The sequence below is a fragment of the Amycolatopsis jejuensis genome (assembly GCF_000717335.1).
GTDB classification, from domain to species: domain Bacteria; phylum Actinomycetota; class Actinomycetes; order Mycobacteriales; family Pseudonocardiaceae; genus Amycolatopsis; species Amycolatopsis jejuensis.
In genome coordinates this window covers 180,909-195,336 of record NZ_JNYZ01000008.1, presented here as the reverse complement: position 1 = coordinate 195,336, position 14,428 = coordinate 180,909, and the positions used below count along the sequence as shown (strand labels likewise).

The following is a 14,428-nucleotide window of genomic DNA, read 5'->3' as shown; positions in this document are numbered from 1 at the left end:
GGCGTTCACGCGTTCGGTGCGGCGGCGGTGCCTGCGCCGCGCTCCCGGATCGAGGGGACCTCTTGCCGGTCCTCGGGCCGGTCCGCGCCGAGGACTTCGAATCCGGCGTCGGCGATCATGCCCAGGTCGGCCTTCGCGGCCTGGCCTTCGCTGGTGAGGTAGTCGCCGAGGAACAGCGAGTTCGCCACGTGCAGCGCGAGCGGCTGCAGCGAGCGCAGGTGCATCTCGCGTCCGCCCGCCATCCGGACTTCCGTTGCCGGGCAAGCAAACCGGGCCAGCGCGAGGATCCGCAGCGCGCGCAACGGGCTCAGCTCCCACGTCCCGGCCAGCGGCGTGCCCTCGAACGGCATCAGGAAGTTGACCGGGATCGAATCGCTGCCGAGGTCGCGCAGGGCGAAGATGGCGTCGATCAGCTCGTCGTCGGACTCGCCCATGCCGACGATCAGGCCGGAACACGCGGAAAGCCCTGCGGTCTTGGCCTTTTCGACGGTCGCGACCCGGTCGTGGTACCCGTGCGTGGTGCAGATTTCCGCGTACCGCGACTCACTCGTGTTGAGATTGTGATTGTACGCATCGACTCCGGCGTCGCGCAGCCGTTCCGCCTGCCCGTCCTTGAGAATCCCGAGGCAGGCACACACTTCGACGTCCGCGTGCGTGGCCTTCACCGCTTCGACCGCCGACGCGACCCGGTCCACGTCCCGGTCGCTTGGCCCGCGCCCGCTCGCGACCAGGCACACCCGCGACGCCCCGCCCGCGACCCCCGCGGTCGCCTGCCGCACGGTCTCCTCGGCGGAAAGCCAGGAGTACTTCAGGATCTGCGCGGACGAGCCGAGCCGCTGCGAGCAGTACCCGCAGTCCTCGGGGCACAGGCCGGACTTGAGGTTGACCAGGTAGTTGACCTTGACCCGGTTGCCGAAGTGCGCGCGCCGCAGCCGTCCGGCCGCCGCGACCAGGCCGAGCACGTCCTCGTCCGGCGTCTCCAGCACGGCGCGCGCGTCGGCGCGGTCGAGCACGCCGCCGGACAGCTGCCGGGAAGCCAGGTCGTCGAAGGTTTTGAACACCTGTCAAATCGTAGGTGGCCGGGACCCCCGAAGCAAGTGGGCCGGGGCACAGTCGCGACAATGGCCCGGTGAAGGTGACGCGGGAGCAGATCGTCGACCGGGCGTACGACCTGCTCCGGGAGAGCGGTCTGGGCGGGTTGTCGATGCGGCGGGTGGCGCTGGACCTTGGCGTACAGCCGGGGGCGCTGTACTACCACGTCGCCAGCAAACAGGAGCTGCTCGCCGTGGTCGCGGCGCGCATTCTCGAGGGGTTGCCCGCCACCGCAGGCGACCCGCGCAGCGCGGCGGGCGACTTCCGGACGGCCCTGCTGCGGGTTCGGGACGGCGCCGAGGTCGTGTCGTTCGTGCAGGCGTACCGGCCGGACCTGCTGGTACCCACTCAGGCCCTCCGCCACCTGTTCACCGGCAGCCTCGACCCGCGGCGCGCGGAATGGGCCGCGCGCACGGTCGTCCACTATGTACTCGGTTTCGTGGCGGAGGAACAAAACCACGCGGAACTGGTCCGCGCCGGGATCGTCGAGGAAGACCCGTCCCGTACGGACGATGCGGACGAGGCCTTCGGGTTCGGCATCGACGCAATCCTCAGTGGACTGCCGAGCTGAGCATTTCTCAAGCACCACCGGGGTTTTCTTCGGGGTGGGCGGTTTCGAGGATGCGGTACGCGGGGTCCCGGAGCACCGGCGGTTCTCCCTCGCTCACCCGGCCGGTCACGCGGAGCAGCTGGCCCGGTTCGAGGTCCGGGTGGGCGTCGCGGAACTCCAGGACCACGGTGGTCGCGTGGCCGCCGAGGCGTGCGGTGAGGACCGGGCCGCGGGTGTCCTCTTCGGACAGAGCGAGCTCCTCCAGCCTGCCGTCGATGCTGACCTCGGTTCCCGGGCGGAGCCGGGGCGCCGGGGCGGGTCCGGGGGAGGTGCCGAGGCGGGTCAGCAGGCGTTCGACGGCCGAGGTCACGCGTTCCTCCGGCAGGTGCGGCATCGCGGTGCGGATCCGGGTCTGCACGTCGTACGGCACGATGGTCGCTGCGGCTTGGGGGATGCGGCTGACCACGCGGGCGATCCGGTCGGCAGTGCGATCGTGCAGGAGGCGGCCGAGCAGCGGCGCGTAACTCCGCCGGGGCAGGAGCACGGTGATCCCGGTGCGTTCGTCCTCGGTGGCGGTCTGCACGAGGGTGTAGGCGGCGCGGACGATGCGCCGGTCGGGCACGTCGATCAGGCGCAGGCCGGTTTTCATCCCGAACTCCTCCCATCGCGCCCGCAGCCGTTCCGCGGCCTGGGCGTCGATCACGAAATGCACCGCGGTGATCTTGTCCGGCCGGAGGCTGCTGCCGTAGCGGAGGGCTTCGAGGACGGCCAGGTCGATCGTGTTGACCAGCACGAACGCCTGATGCCGGGCATACCGGGTGGGGTTGGCACGGGTGATGCGCTCGAGCACGGCGGCCTCGGCGCGGTACTCGCGGTTGAGCCGGATCAGCACGAACACCAGCACTGGGAACACCACGACCACCAGCCACGCGCCCTCGGTGAACTTGGCGATCGCAAAGATCCCCACCACCACGGTGGACAGGACGCCCGCGGCGAGGTTGACGGTGAGCTTGAACCGCCAGCCCCGCTCGCGCAGCCGCAGGTGGTGCTTGGTCATGCCGTAGCCGGCCATGGCGAAACCGGTGAACACGCCGATCGCGTAGAAGGGCACCAGCGCCGTGACGGTCCCGCCGGAGAAGAGCAGCAGCGCGACGGCCAGGACGGTCAGCGCCAGGATGCCGTTGGAGAACACCAGCCGGTGCCCGCGCGTGGTGAGCTGGCGGGGCAGGAAACGGTCGCTGGCAACGAAACTCGCGAGGAACGGGAAGCCGTTGAAGCTGGTGTTGGCGCCGGTGTAGAGGATCAGCGCGGTCGCGGTCTGGATGGCGGCGAACATCGCATGCCCGAACCCGCCGGCGCCGAACACCGCGCGGGCCTCCTGTGACACCACCGACGGATAGCCGCTCGTGTATGGCGTCGCGTGGGTGAAGTACGCGAGCAGCGACACGCCGCCCACGAGGAACCCGAGGATGACCGCCATCGTAAGGAGGACCTTGCGCGCGTTGGGTCCACGAGGGCTGCGGAAGGCCGACACCGTGTTGGAGATTGCCTCCACACCGGTCAGGGATGAGCCGCCGTTGGCGAAGGCGCGCAGCAGGACCAGAACTGTCGCACCCGCGACGAGGCCGTCGCCTTGCCGGACGGGGACTGCGCCGGAAAGGTGGGCCGGATCGTAAGCCGGGAGGCCGGTGGTGATTGCTTTGATCAGCCCGGTGACGATCATCGCGATCATCAGGGCGGAGAAAAGATACGTCGGTATCGCGAAGGGACGGCCGGCTTCCCGCAATCCGCGCAGGTTGGCGTAGCAGAGCAGAATGACTACGCCGATGGTGATTTCGAGACTGTACGGCCCGAGTGCCGGAATCGCGGACACGACGGCGACGGTTCCCGCGGATGTTTGCACGGCGACGGTTACGACGTAGTCGATCAGCAATGCCGCTGCGGCGACCTGCGCGACCCGGGGACCGAAATTCTCCCGCGCTACGACGTACGACCCGCCTGCCCGCGTGTAGGCCGTCACGACCTGCCGGTACGACGCCGCGACCAGCACCAGGATCACGAGGATCACGCCGGTGATCGGCAGGACCAGGCTGAACGCGGCCAGCCCGGCGTAAGGCAGCAACTCGACCAGGATCTGCTCGGTCCCGTACGCGGAGGACGAAATCGCGTCGGGGGACAAAACGCCCAATGCGGTCGTATTCGAAAGCCGCTCGTGGGTCAGTTGTGCGGTGATGAGCGGTTTGCCAAGGAACAGCCTTTTGACCGCATAGCCGAACGCGCCCGGTTCCAGGCGGCGCAAGGGTTTTTCGAATTCCTTCACAGGTTGAGTGTGACAAATGAATGCGCTCTTTACGCGCCGGAGGGGGAATCGGTCCGGTTTCGAAATTCGGCTCGGAACAGTTTTCGGGTCCGGGTCAGGAAAAGATTAAAAGGGCGAGTTTCGGCGTCAAGATTTCGTCAACGGAAGGTCGTTTTCGGGACTTGGTCAGCGCCCGGTGGTGCCGTCGATGAGTTCGCGCAGGATGTCGGCGTGGCCTGCGTGCCGGGCGGTTTCCTCGATCAGGTGGGTGAGGGCCCAGCGCAGACTGGGCTGCCGCCGTCCGGGGAGCGGGGCCGTGAGGTCGGGGCAGGTGTCGAGGAGCTCGTTCGCTTGCTGCACCGTGGTTCGGTACCGGTCGACGACCTGGGCGACGGTGCCGGTCGCCCGGAAGGTTGCGGGCCAGTCGGGGACGGTTTCGCCGAGGAGCAGGGAACGTTCGACGAAGGTCAGGTGGTTGAGCAGTCCGAGCAGGGTTGTCCCGGACGGCACTGCGGAGGTGCGGACCTGCGGCTCCGGCGCTCCGTCGACCTTGGCGGCGATCGAGGTGCGCAGGTAGTCGAGGAATCCGCGGAGGACTTCGGTTTCGCTGCGTCCGGTCCGGGGTGGCGGGGTGTCGCGGCGGGATCGGTTCATAGGCCCCAGCTTCGCCGGGGGCGACCCGGTCTCGCACGGGATCTTGCCGGACCGGCAAGAGCGGCCGGTGCACTGCGGTACCGGGTGGGTTCTGCGACGCAGGCGGTGCCGGGCCGCTGCCGTGGAGTTCTTCCCGGGTGCCCGGTGACCGTGCGGGTGGCTGGCGGCTTCAGGCGTGAACTGCCGCGGGTGCGGGGCTGCTGGGGTGCGGAACCTTCGCCGGTGCGGGACTGCGTGGCCGCTGGTGGTTCGGCGGCCGACCGGGCATCATGACTGTTCCGATCACTGGCCGCCCGTGTATGCGGCGTCATCCGGGAGAGGGCCGTGCGAGGGATGCGAGGGCGGGGTCTGCGGGCGAAACCGGCGGGCCGGGTCAGCCGGCGGCTGGTGCTCGGGGTGGTGCTCGTCGCCGGGGCGGCCGGGTACCTGCTGGCGATCTACTTCGCCCCCGCGCTGCTCGCCGGTCCGCAGCCGAGCGCGGAAGCGCAGATGTCGGCGGACCAGAACGCGCGGGTGACGGTGACCTCGGCCGGGGCGGCGCTCGCGGTCGCAGGTGGGTTGCTCTTCACGGCGTTCAACTACCGGCTCGCCCGCCGCGGGCAGACCGCCGGGCAGGTCGCCACCGCGCTCGGGCAGCTCGGCAGCAGTGAGCTGTACGTGCGGGTCGGTGCGATCCGGGCGCTGGAGGCGCTCGTGCGGGAGTCCCGCGACGATCGGGTCGCCATGCTCGAGGTGCTGGCGTCGTTCGTCCGCCATCGTGCGCCGCGGGCTGCCGGACCGGGCCCCTACCAGCCTGATCTTCCCGACCATCCCGCACCCGACATCCAGGCCGCGCTCACCGTGCTCGGTCACTACGGGGCCGACCACGGCCATCCGCCGGACCTGCGGGACCTGTACCTCGTCAACGCCGACCTCGCCGGTGCCCGGCTGACCGGCGCGGACCTCCGCGGTGCCCGCCTCGAACACGCCGATCTACGCGGGGCGCAGCTCACCGCCGCGGATCTGCGGGACACCGACCTGAACTCGGCCGACCTTTCCGGGGCGAGGCTGGACGGCGCCCAGCTCGACCGATGCAATCTCACGAACGCCGTGTTGCGGAAGGCCGTACTGGACAACGCCCGGTTACCTGCGGCAAACCTGGACGGTGCCGATCTTGAGCACGTACGCGCGCAGGCGGCGAATCTGCAGGCCGCCAGCCTGGTCCGGGCCCGGCTGTGGGCCGCCGCGCTGCCCGGGGTCAACCTGGTGGGCGCCGACCTGACCCGCGCCGACCTGCGGCACGCCGATCTCGAGGGCGCCAACCTCTACCGCGCCGTACTGCCAGAGGCCGACCTGAGCTCGGCGAAGCTGCTGGACACGAACCTGGAATCCGCCGCGGTGTGGCGGGCCACGCTGCCGGACGGGTGCACGCCGGAGTCGGCGCTGCCCGACGAGGCGGCGGCGAAGCGGCCGCGGGTGCCGGTCCGGCGGCCAGGGCACCGGAACCTGGTCATCTGCTGCGACGGTTCGTGGACCGGGCCGGGGCCGACCAGCGTGTCCCGGATCGCCCGTTCGGTCGCCGGGACGGCCGAGGGCGGGGCCGAACAGCTGACGTTCCACCAGCGCTGCCGGACGTCGGTGCGCCGGAACGCGGTGGACCTCGACGTACTCGACACCTATCGGCTCGTCCTGCAGAACTTCGAACCCGGCGACCGGCTGTATCTCTTCGGGTTCAGCCGCGGCGCTTACGTCGCACGCACGGTCGCCGGAATGATCGCGGCGCTCGGAGTCCTGCGCCGGGAGCACGCCGACCGGCTCGCCGAGGCGTACGCGCTCTACCGGGGGCGGTCGCACGCGACCAGCCCGCGTGCCTTCGCCGCGGTCGACTTCCGGCACTCGTATGCGGTCGAGACGAACGTGCGGTTCGTCGGGGTGTGGGAAACCGTCGGCCCGCTGGGCATTCCCTACCCCGGGCTGCGCCTGCGCCGGTTGCTGTTCCACGACACGGTCAAGAGCCGGCTCGTGGAAACCGCGTGCCAGGCACTGGCGATCGACGAGCGGCGAAGCGGCTTCCCGCCTGCTCTGTGGAGCGGCGGCGAGGGGGTCCACCAGCGATGGTTCCCCGGCACGCACAGCGACGTCGGCGGTGGTCATGCGGACGACCGGCTTGCCGGGGTCAGCCTGCAGTGGATGATGACGATGGCCGCCGAGCACGGTCTCGCATTCCGGTCCGAGACGGTCGACGCCGACCCGCTCGCCGCGATGCACGACTCCCGCAGCGGAACCGGCCGCCTGCGCCCGGCGGGGTACCGGCCGATCGGCGTGACGGACCCGGGAAGCGAAGAAGTCTCCGACGCCGCACGGGAACGCCTGCGCGGCACCGGGGACTACCGTCCGGCGAACCTCTTGGCCTACCTCGCTGATCACGATCCCGGGTCGCTGCGCGATATTTCCCCGTCTCAGGGGTGGTCCTCCGGGTGAGCTCGAGCGGGGTGACCGTTCCCCGGAAGCGGTGCTGACCGTGCGCGGGCCCGTCGACCTCGTGACCGCACCGAGGCGGCGCCGGTGCCGGTTCTCGATCTGGCAGTGGTGGATTTCTCGCTTCGGCAGTCTTGACCGCGTTGCGGACCTTCTGCCGCGAACCCCGGCGGCCACTGCGGTCCGTGTGGTCGCGGCCGGGGGTCGACCGCGGACGGCTCAGCGACGCGCTCCCACTGCGGTTGCGGAGTTCGTGGACCCGGGTGGACCCGGTCCGGGAACGCTTCCGGCGACGGGGCCTGACCGGGGTGGTGCGGGCGGGTCCACGGAAACCTGCGCCGCGTCGGTCTGGGCGGAGATCGCGGAAACGCGCACCCGCAGCGGTCTCGACCGGACCCGCCGCCTGTCAGCCCGGGCAGGTCCGCCCGCATCGCCGCGCTCAGCCCGGGATTTCCGAGTGCACCGCCCGTACGCCGTCCGTCCGTGCCGGGCCGGAGGAAACCCGCCCGCTGCGGTGGATCCAGAACGCGACCGCCAGGCCGATCACCGCGTTGGCGATCACGAACCACGCAGGGGCCAGCACGTTCCCGGTCCGCTGGATGAGCCACACGGCGAGGAACGGCGCCGACCCGCCGCCGATCACCACGCCGATGTTCCATCCGGTGGCGACCCCGGTGTACCGCGTGTCCGGCCCGAAGAGCTGCGGCAGCACCGTGTACGCGCCGACCTGCGTGGCGGCCGAGCTCAGCTGGAACACGACGTACGCAATGGCCGCGATACCGAGTCCCTTGCCCATCACCGCGATCGCCGGGTAGGCCAGCACGACGAACCCGGCCGACCCGAGCGCGTACAACCGGACCGGTCCGATGCGGTCGCCGAGCCGTCCGGCGAACGGGATCGTCAGCGTGGTGATGCCGATGGCCGCGGTCGCGAGCCAATACACCGGCGTCGGCGGGTAGTGCAGGCGCTGGATCAGGTGGATGCTCAGGTACGTCAGGCCGACGTAGGCCGTGCCGTTCACGCCGAGGCTCACCAGGCTGGCCTGTACGAGCGGCGCCGGTTTGCGCAGCAGTGCCACCAGCGGTGAGCCGGTGCGACGCGCTGTGGTCCCGTGGGTTTCCGCGACGCGCGTGCGGATCCACAGGCAGAACAGCGTCAACGGCAACGCCAGCAGGAACGGGAGGCGCCAGCCCCACGAGATCATCTGCTCGTGCGTCGTCAGCCCGGAAACCAGGCCGGCGACCGCCGCCGCGAGGGCGAATCCGCCGGTCGCGCCGAACGGCGTGAATGCGCCGTACGTCGCTTTGAGCCGGGCGGGCGTCGATTCGGCGATCACCGTCGCCGACCCGCCGACCTCGCCGCCCGCGGAAAACCCTTGCAGCATCCGGATCACGATCAGCAGCACGGTGGCGGCGAGCCCGGCTTGCGCGTGCGTCGGCAGGATCCCGAGCAGGGTGCTGGACGTGCCCATCGACAGCAGCGTGACTAGCAGCGCCCGGCGGCGGCCGAACCGGTCGCCGAGGTAGCCGAAGAACACGCCGCCGATCGGCCGGATCAGGTACCCGGTGGCGAACACGGCCAGCGACGCCAGCAGCGACACGACCGGGTCCCCGCTCGGGAAGAACAGCGGCGCGATCACGACGGCGAGATAACCGTAAAGGCTGAAATCGTAGTACTCGATCAAGGTGCCGACGCCGCCCGCGAGCGCGGCCCGGCGCATCGTCCGCCGCTTTTCCTCCGTCCATTCCGTCATGGCCGCACCTCCGCCGGAATCGCCTGCGCGAGCGCGAGCACCTCACGGCGGCGTTCGACGCCTTCGGGCCATGCTTTGTCGAAAACGCGGACCAGCCGGTCCATTTCCGGCCCGGAGATTCGGTTCTGCATCGTCTCGACGTCGGCGAACTCGTACATCGCGTGGTGGACTCCCGGCTCGGCGGTACTCCAGAACCGCCGGGCCCGGTCCGCCTGCAATGCCGCCGCGGCGTCGGGAAGGTGATCGGTTTCGTACCAGCGGTCGAACGGCTCGCGCAGGGACGCGACGACCACGGACCGGATGACCAGAATTGCTGTGCTGGACGCCATGGGACCTCATCGGGAGAGCTGGCCGGGACACTCACCCGGCCCTGTGACCCCGAAAGGACAGTGCCGGTAAAGTTGGACATTAGCAGTGTCCGACCGTGGAAGCCAGCCCTCTCCGAAGCGCCCGGAAATCCGGTCCGAAGCTGCCTACCCGCTCATGCCGCCGTCGATGGCGAACGTCGTCGCGGTGACCATCGCTGACGCGTCCGAGGCCAGATACAGTGCTGCCCGGGCGATTTCGCCGGTGGTCGTGTGCCGCCCGAGCGGGATGAGGGCGTCGAACTCCCGCGCGGCGGCGGCCTGGTCCTTGCCCGTCGCGCGGATCTCGATGTCGTCCTGGAACGCGGTCGACGTCGGGCCTGGGTGCAGCGTGTTCACGCGGATCCGGCGGGGCGCGAGCTCCTTCGCCGCCGCCCGCATCAGGCCGACCTGGCCGTGCTTGGCCGCGACGTACGCGGGCAGCCCGGGAAAGCCGATCAGCCCGACGACGCTGGACGTGATGAGCACGCTGCCGCCGTCGCGCATGTGCGGTACGGCATGCTTGAGGACGTGGAATGCGCCCAGCACGTGGATGTTCAGCGTGCGCGCGAAAACTTCCGACGGGTAGTCCGGGATTTCGGCGATTTCCCCGCTGTTTCCGGCATTGCTGAAGACGACGTCGTAATGGCCGTAATGCGGTACTCCGGCGGAAACGGCGGCGGACACTGCGGATTCGTCCGCGACATCGGCGACCGAGGCCAGCGCGTTTTCCGGACCGAGCCGGTCTGCCGCTTCCTTGAGCTTGACCTCGTCGAGCCCCACCAGGTGAACGCGGGCACCCTCGGCAACGAAGAGCGTGGCGGCGGCGAGGCCGATCCCGCTTTCGCCGCCGGTGATCAGCGCGATTTTACCGTCGAGGGTGCTTTCGAGGTCGCGCGGCCCTTGAGCGCCCACGCCGTCACCGCGATCGCCGGGGTGCCGATGGCGGAAACCCAGCTGAACGCCTCGACGGTGTCCCGCGTGCGGTCCGACCACGAACCGATGAACGGCGTCCCCAGCACGACGGCCAGCACCGTACCGGCGGCGAGCACCAGCGCGGCCGCGAGCCATCGCACCGGGTCGTGGCCACCTCTTCCGCCCGACTGGACGGCGCGTCATCGAAGGTGGCCCACCGTAGCGAACCGGATCACGCCCGCGCGAAGTCGGCCACCAGGGTTTCGTACGTGATCTGTCCCGGGGCTGCCGCGCCGGTCTGGGTGGCCACCTTGATCATCAGGTCGATCGCTTCCTTCGTGACCTTCCACTGGGGCTGCAGCTTCGGTACCACGGTGTCGCTGAAGTGCTGGATGTACTGCTTCGAGACGTCCAGGCCGCGGCCGTCGAAGCTGCCCTTGTTCAGCAGTTCCGCGGCCTGGTCCCGGTTGGCGAGGATCCAGTCCTTCGCCTCCCACTGGGCGGCGAGCCACGCTTTGCACGCGTCGGCGTTGGACTTGGCGTACTCCTCGCGCGCGATGAGGACGTCGACCTGCTGTTTGCTCAGCAGGTCGGGCACCCCGGCGGAGGTGAAGTCGATCAGGACCCGGCCGCCGGTCTGGGCGGCCATCAGCCGGGCCGTCGCGTACGTGATGCCGACATACGCGTCGATCTTGCCCGCGTTCATCTGCGCGATCGCCGGTGTCGTCTGGCCGACGGCGAGCGGGGTGACGTCGCTGTCGGTCAGGCCGCCCTGGTGCAGTGCGAGCCGCAGCTGCTTGTCCGCACCGGCGCCGATGGCGGTCACGCCGATGGTCTTTCCCTTGAGCGCGGCCATTTTCTCGGCGAAGCTCGCGGAATCGGCGGGCCAGTTGCCCTTGCCGACGACGATCGAGTACGTCGTCTCCGGGATCCGCATCCCGATGATCACCGGGCGTTCCCCGGGCCGCGAGTTGGCGAAGGTGGTCATCGTGAGGAGGGTGTCCTGCATCTGCCCGTCGATCTGACCGGCGGTCTGCAGCTGCATGCCCTGGACGCCGCTGGACGGGTACAGGAACTTCGGCACCTCGAGGTTGTACTTGCCGTACTGCTTCTGGTCGAGGTTCACCGCGTCGATGAAGTAGTTGTCGCCCGGTGCGGTCGCGACGCGGAACGGCGTCGGGTGCGCCGCGGCGCCCTTGGCGCTGCCGGAGGTCGCCGACGAGGGACCGTCTCCGCACGCGGCGAGCAGTCCGCCCGCTCCGGCCGCGAGCAGGGAGGCCCCGGCCATCCGGAGCACGGTACGGCGGCTGGTGCGGACCTCGGTGATGGTGGGGCGCATGGGCTTTTCCTTTCGTGGCAGCGTAAGCGAGGGTCAGGGGACGGCAGGCACGGCGGCCAGGTCCCGCCGCATGGCGACGTGTTCGCGGGGCATCCCCACGGTGGCGCCGCCGACGAAGCGGTCACCCTGGTAGTGGCGGACGGCGAACGTCCCGGACGGCCCGGTGCTGATCTCGGTACGGTCGTGCGGAGCGCTGGGCATCCCGGCCATCTGCACCTTCACCCCGGCCTGGTCGGTCCAGAACCAGGGGACCGGCCGGTACGCGCCGTCGCCGCCGAGGATCTGCGTCGCGGCGTGCCGGGCCGAGTCCATGGCGTGCTGCACGGAGGTGAGCCGCACGGGAGCGCCGTCGAGCGGGAACCGGATGCCGTCGCCGATGGCGCTGACGTGCGGGTCTTCGGTCCGCAACCGGTCGTCGACCACGATCCCGCCATCGACCGGCAGCCCGGCCTGCGCGGCGAGCGCGGTGGACGGCACCGATCCGATGCCGACGACCACGACGTCCGCCGCGATCTGCGTGCCGTCGTCCGTGGTGACCGAGTCGAGCCGGTCACCACGCACGGCGAAGGCGGACACCGAGCGCTGCAGGTGGAACCGGACACCACGCGCGCGGTGGCGCCGGTACAGGAAATCCGCGACCTGCGGCGGCACCGCGTGCGCCAGGATCGACGGCAGCTGTTCCACCACGGTGACCGCGCAGCCGAGGTCCACCGCAGCCGAGGCGATCTCCAGCCCGACGAACCCTCCACCCACCAGCAGCATCGACCGGGCCTCGCGCAGCTGTGCCCCCAACGCCACCGAGGAATCGCGGTCGTGCAGGTGGAAGACGTTGCGCAGGCACTGCAGGCCGGTGATCCGGCGCGGATGGGCACCGGTGGCCAGCACGAGATGGTCGTACGGCACGACCCGGCCGGACCCCAGCGCGATCTCCCGGGCCGGACGGTCCACAATGGACACCGGATCGCCGAGCACCAGCTCGATACCGAGCGAGGCGTAGTGCGCCGGGTCGTGGAACTCGATGTGCGCCGGGTCCGGGTCGCGGAGGAACGTCTTGGACAGCGGCGGGCGCTGGTAAGGCAGCGACGGTTCGGCGCTGACCAGCGTCAGGTCGCCGTCGTACCCCAGCCGCCGCAGGGACGCGGCCGTGTGCACGCCGCCTTGTCCCGCACCGGCGATCACGACCCGGCGGACCGGAGCCACGGCTGTCACGGCCCGGCGATCTCGATGGCGGCGGTGGGGCAGGAGAACACGGCCTCCTCGACGTCCCCGGCCGCGGCTTCGCCGACCTCCTCGGCCAGCAGGACCACGATGCCGTCGTCGTCCTGGTCGAAGAACTCCGGCGCGGCCAGGACACACTGCCCCGAGCCACAGCATTTGCCCGCGTCCACGGTGAGCTTCATTGCCCGCCCTTTCCTTTCGGTGGTCCGTTTCCTACGGCTCTTCGATGTCGACGAGCGGGTCGCCGGCCTGCACCGCCGATCCCTCGGTGACGTGCACGGCGGTGACCGAACCGGCGTACTCGGCGAGGACGGGGATCTCCATCTTCATCGACTCCAGTACCACGATCGTGGTGTCGGGTTCGACCGGATCGCCCGCGGCCACGAGGACCTTCCAGACGTTCGCGCCCATGTCGGCGTTGATCGTTTCGGCCATCGTGCTACCTCCGTGTCGGCGCCGCGGAGGTGACCGCCGCGACGATGCCCGTGTCGTACCCGCCCGCGGTGAACTCGGGGCGGTCCACCAGCTCGCGCAGGAACGGCAGGTTCGTGCGCAGCGGACCGGCGGTGAAGCCGTCCAGTGCCTCCCGCGCCCGTGCGAGCGCCGCTTCGCGGGTCTCGCCGAACACGCAGATCTTCGCGAGCAGCGAATCGAAATGCGGCGTGATGGCCAGCCCCGCGCGGTACCCGGAGTCGACCCGGATCCCGTCGCCGCTCGGCTCCTCCCACTGCTCGATCGGACCCGGGCTCGGGAAGAAGCGCACCGGATCCTCGGCGCAGAGCCGGAACTCGATCGCGTGCCCGTGCCGCCGCGGCGCGAACCCTGGCGTGACCGACCCGGTAGCGGCAATGCTCAGCTGCTGTTCGACGAGGTCGACGCCGTGGGTCAGCTCGGTCACCGGATGCTCGACCTGGATCCGGGTGTTCATCTCCAGGAACACGAACTCCTGCGTCCGCGCGTCGACGAGGAACTCGACCGTGCCGGCGTTGCGGTAGCCCACCGCGCGGGCCGCGTTCGTGGCTGCTTCGGACAGCCGTTGACGCACCGCGGGAGCGAGGCCGAGCGCGGGTGCCTCCTCGACGAGCTTCTGGTTGCGGCGCTGGACCGAGCAGTCCCGTTCGCCGAGCGCCAGAACGGTGCCGTCGGCCAGGCCGAGGACCTGGACCTCGATGTGCCGCGCCGATTCGACGAACCGTTCGAGGAACACCCGGTCGGACCCGAAGCTGCGGGCCGCGATGGCCTTGGTCCGCTCGAATTCCCGGCGGACCGCGTCCGCGTCGCGGGCAATGGTCATGCCGATGCCGCCCCCGCCCCCGGCCGCCTTCAGCATCACCGGGTACCCGATCTGCCAGGCCTCGCGCACCGCTTCGTCCACATCGGACAACGCGGCGCCGGCGCCCCCGCTGATCGGGACTCCCGCGGCCGCAACGCGATTGCGGGCCTCGACCTTGTCGCCCATCGCGGTGATCGCGTCAGGGGACGGCCCGACCCAGATCAGCCCGGCCGCCTCGACCGCGCGGGCGAATCCGGCGTTCTCGGCGAGGAACCCGTAACCCGGGTGGACTGCGTCGGCACCGGAGTCGCGGGCGACCGCGACGATCTGCTCGATGTCCAGGTAAGCACCCACGGGCTGTTCGCCGGTGATCTCCCGGGCGAAGTCCGCTTCGGCGACGTAGGGGAGTTCTGCGTCGACCTGGTGTTGGATCGCGACGGTCTCGACGTCGAGCCGCCGCGCCGTCCGGATGATCCGGCGGGCGATCTCGCCGCGGTTGGCGACGAGCAGCCGCCGGGGGAAGGGCTGGTTCAT

The 14,428-nt window shown here is 70.3% G+C and carries 14 protein-coding genes; 2 read left to right on the top strand and 12 right to left on the bottom strand.

Annotation, left to right across the window (positions count from 1 at the left end; translation table 11 throughout):
* Positions 1-5: 5 nt before the first annotated feature.
* Positions 6-1,061, bottom strand: a complete 1,056-nt coding sequence (bioB, locus tag OO71_RS12360) for a biotin synthase BioB (RefSeq protein ID WP_033289830.1) — start codon at positions 1,059-1,061, stop codon at positions 6-8.
* A gap of 68 nt (positions 1,062-1,129) precedes the next feature.
* Here bioB and OO71_RS12355 point away from each other — a divergent pair, with 68 nt between their 5' ends.
* Complete coding sequence (locus OO71_RS12355) at positions 1,130-1,663, top strand: TetR family transcriptional regulator (RefSeq protein WP_033289829.1); 534 nt, start codon at positions 1,130-1,132, stop codon at positions 1,661-1,663.
* A 7-nt stretch (positions 1,664-1,670) separates the two neighbouring features.
* Here OO71_RS12355 and OO71_RS12350 read toward each other — a convergent pair whose 3' ends face one another.
* Both OO71_RS12350 and OO71_RS12345 read right to left on the bottom strand, forming a co-directional pair.
* Complete coding sequence (locus OO71_RS12350) at positions 1,671-3,962, bottom strand: APC family permease (RefSeq protein WP_211260502.1); 2,292 nt, start codon at positions 3,960-3,962, stop codon at positions 1,671-1,673.
* Between the two features lie 165 nt (positions 3,963-4,127).
* Positions 4,128-4,595 carry a DinB family protein gene (locus tag OO71_RS12345; protein ID WP_033289828.1) on the bottom strand — a complete coding sequence of 156 codons (468 nt, stop codon included), beginning with the start codon at positions 4,593-4,595 and terminating at the stop codon, positions 4,128-4,130.
* Between the two features lie 333 nt (positions 4,596-4,928).
* Between OO71_RS12345 and OO71_RS48730 the strand changes: the two genes are divergently transcribed.
* Entirely contained in the window at positions 4,929-7,055 is a 2,127-nt protein-coding gene (locus tag OO71_RS48730; RefSeq protein WP_051791484.1) for a phospholipase effector Tle1 domain-containing protein, read from the top strand.
* Positions 7,056-7,491: 436 nt separating this feature from the next.
* Here OO71_RS48730 and OO71_RS12330 read toward each other — a convergent pair whose 3' ends face one another.
* The 9 genes from OO71_RS12330 to OO71_RS12290 form a co-directional block, all read right to left on the bottom strand.
* On the bottom strand, positions 7,492-8,805 hold the full coding sequence (locus OO71_RS12330; protein ID WP_063740052.1) for an MFS transporter: 1,314 nt from the start codon (positions 8,803-8,805) through the stop codon (positions 7,492-7,494).
* Positions 8,802-9,134 carry a hypothetical protein gene (locus OO71_RS12325; RefSeq protein WP_033289827.1) on the bottom strand — a complete coding sequence of 111 codons (333 nt, stop codon included), beginning with the start codon at positions 9,132-9,134 and terminating at the stop codon, positions 8,802-8,804. The genes OO71_RS12330 and OO71_RS12325 overlap by 4 nt, the downstream gene beginning before the upstream one ends.
* 144 nt (positions 9,135-9,278) lie before the next feature.
* Positions 9,279-10,064, bottom strand: coding sequence for an SDR family NAD(P)-dependent oxidoreductase (locus OO71_RS12320; protein WP_051791483.1), 786 nt, complete (start codon positions 10,062-10,064; stop codon positions 9,279-9,281).
* Entirely contained in the window at positions 10,007-10,225 is a 219-nt protein-coding gene (locus OO71_RS52150) for a hypothetical protein (RefSeq protein ID WP_033289826.1), read from the bottom strand. Before OO71_RS52150 ends, OO71_RS12320 begins: the two co-directional genes overlap by 58 nt.
* A gap of 71 nt (positions 10,226-10,296) precedes the next feature.
* Positions 10,297-11,403, bottom strand: a complete 1,107-nt coding sequence (locus tag OO71_RS12310; protein WP_033289825.1) for an ABC transporter substrate-binding protein — start codon at positions 11,401-11,403, stop codon at positions 10,297-10,299.
* A 33-nt stretch (positions 11,404-11,436) separates the two neighbouring features.
* Complete coding sequence (locus tag OO71_RS12305; RefSeq protein WP_063740051.1) at positions 11,437-12,612, bottom strand: NAD(P)/FAD-dependent oxidoreductase; 1,176 nt, start codon at positions 12,610-12,612, stop codon at positions 11,437-11,439.
* Positions 12,609-12,803: a ferredoxin gene (locus tag OO71_RS50895; RefSeq protein ID WP_033289824.1), complete on the bottom strand. Its 195-nt coding sequence runs from the start codon at positions 12,801-12,803 to the stop codon at positions 12,609-12,611. Before OO71_RS50895 ends, OO71_RS12305 begins: the two co-directional genes overlap by 4 nt.
* Before the next feature lie 31 nt (positions 12,804-12,834).
* Positions 12,835-13,056 carry a biotin/lipoyl-binding carrier protein gene (locus OO71_RS12295; RefSeq protein ID WP_033289823.1) on the bottom strand — a complete coding sequence of 74 codons (222 nt, stop codon included), beginning with the start codon at positions 13,054-13,056 and terminating at the stop codon, positions 12,835-12,837.
* Between the two features lie 4 nt (positions 13,057-13,060).
* The gene (locus OO71_RS12290) at positions 13,061-14,428 is read right to left on the bottom strand and encodes an acetyl-CoA carboxylase biotin carboxylase subunit (protein WP_033289822.1); all 1,368 of its coding nucleotides are present in this window, start codon (positions 14,426-14,428) and stop codon (positions 13,061-13,063) included.

What these genes read in the sequence shown, in the direction of transcription:
- OO71_RS48730 (WP_051791484.1), top strand. Translation starts at nt 4,929, where the DNA reads ATGCGAGGGCGGGGTCTGCGGGCGAAACCGGCGGGCCGGGTCAGCCGG.
- OO71_RS50895 (WP_033289824.1), bottom strand. Translation starts at nt 12,803, where the DNA reads ATGAAGCTCACCGTGGACGCGGGCAAATGCTGTGGCTCGGGGCAGTGT.
- OO71_RS12330 (WP_063740052.1), bottom strand. Translation starts at nt 8,805, where the DNA reads ATGACGGAATGGACGGAGGAAAAGCGGCGGACGATGCGCCGGGCCGCG.
- OO71_RS12325 (WP_033289827.1), bottom strand. Translation starts at nt 9,134, where the DNA reads ATGGCGTCCAGCACAGCAATTCTGGTCATCCGGTCCGTGGTCGTCGCG.
- OO71_RS12290 (WP_033289822.1), bottom strand. Translation starts at nt 14,428, where the DNA reads ATGAACCAGCCCTTCCCCCGGCGGCTGCTCGTCGCCAACCGCGGCGAG.
- OO71_RS12345 (WP_033289828.1), bottom strand. Translation starts at nt 4,595, where the DNA reads ATGAACCGATCCCGCCGCGACACCCCGCCACCCCGGACCGGACGCAGC.
- OO71_RS12295 (WP_033289823.1), bottom strand. Translation starts at nt 13,056, where the DNA reads ATGGCCGAAACGATCAACGCCGACATGGGCGCGAACGTCTGGAAGGTC.
- OO71_RS12310 (WP_033289825.1), bottom strand. Translation starts at nt 11,403, where the DNA reads ATGCGCCCCACCATCACCGAGGTCCGCACCAGCCGCCGTACCGTGCTC.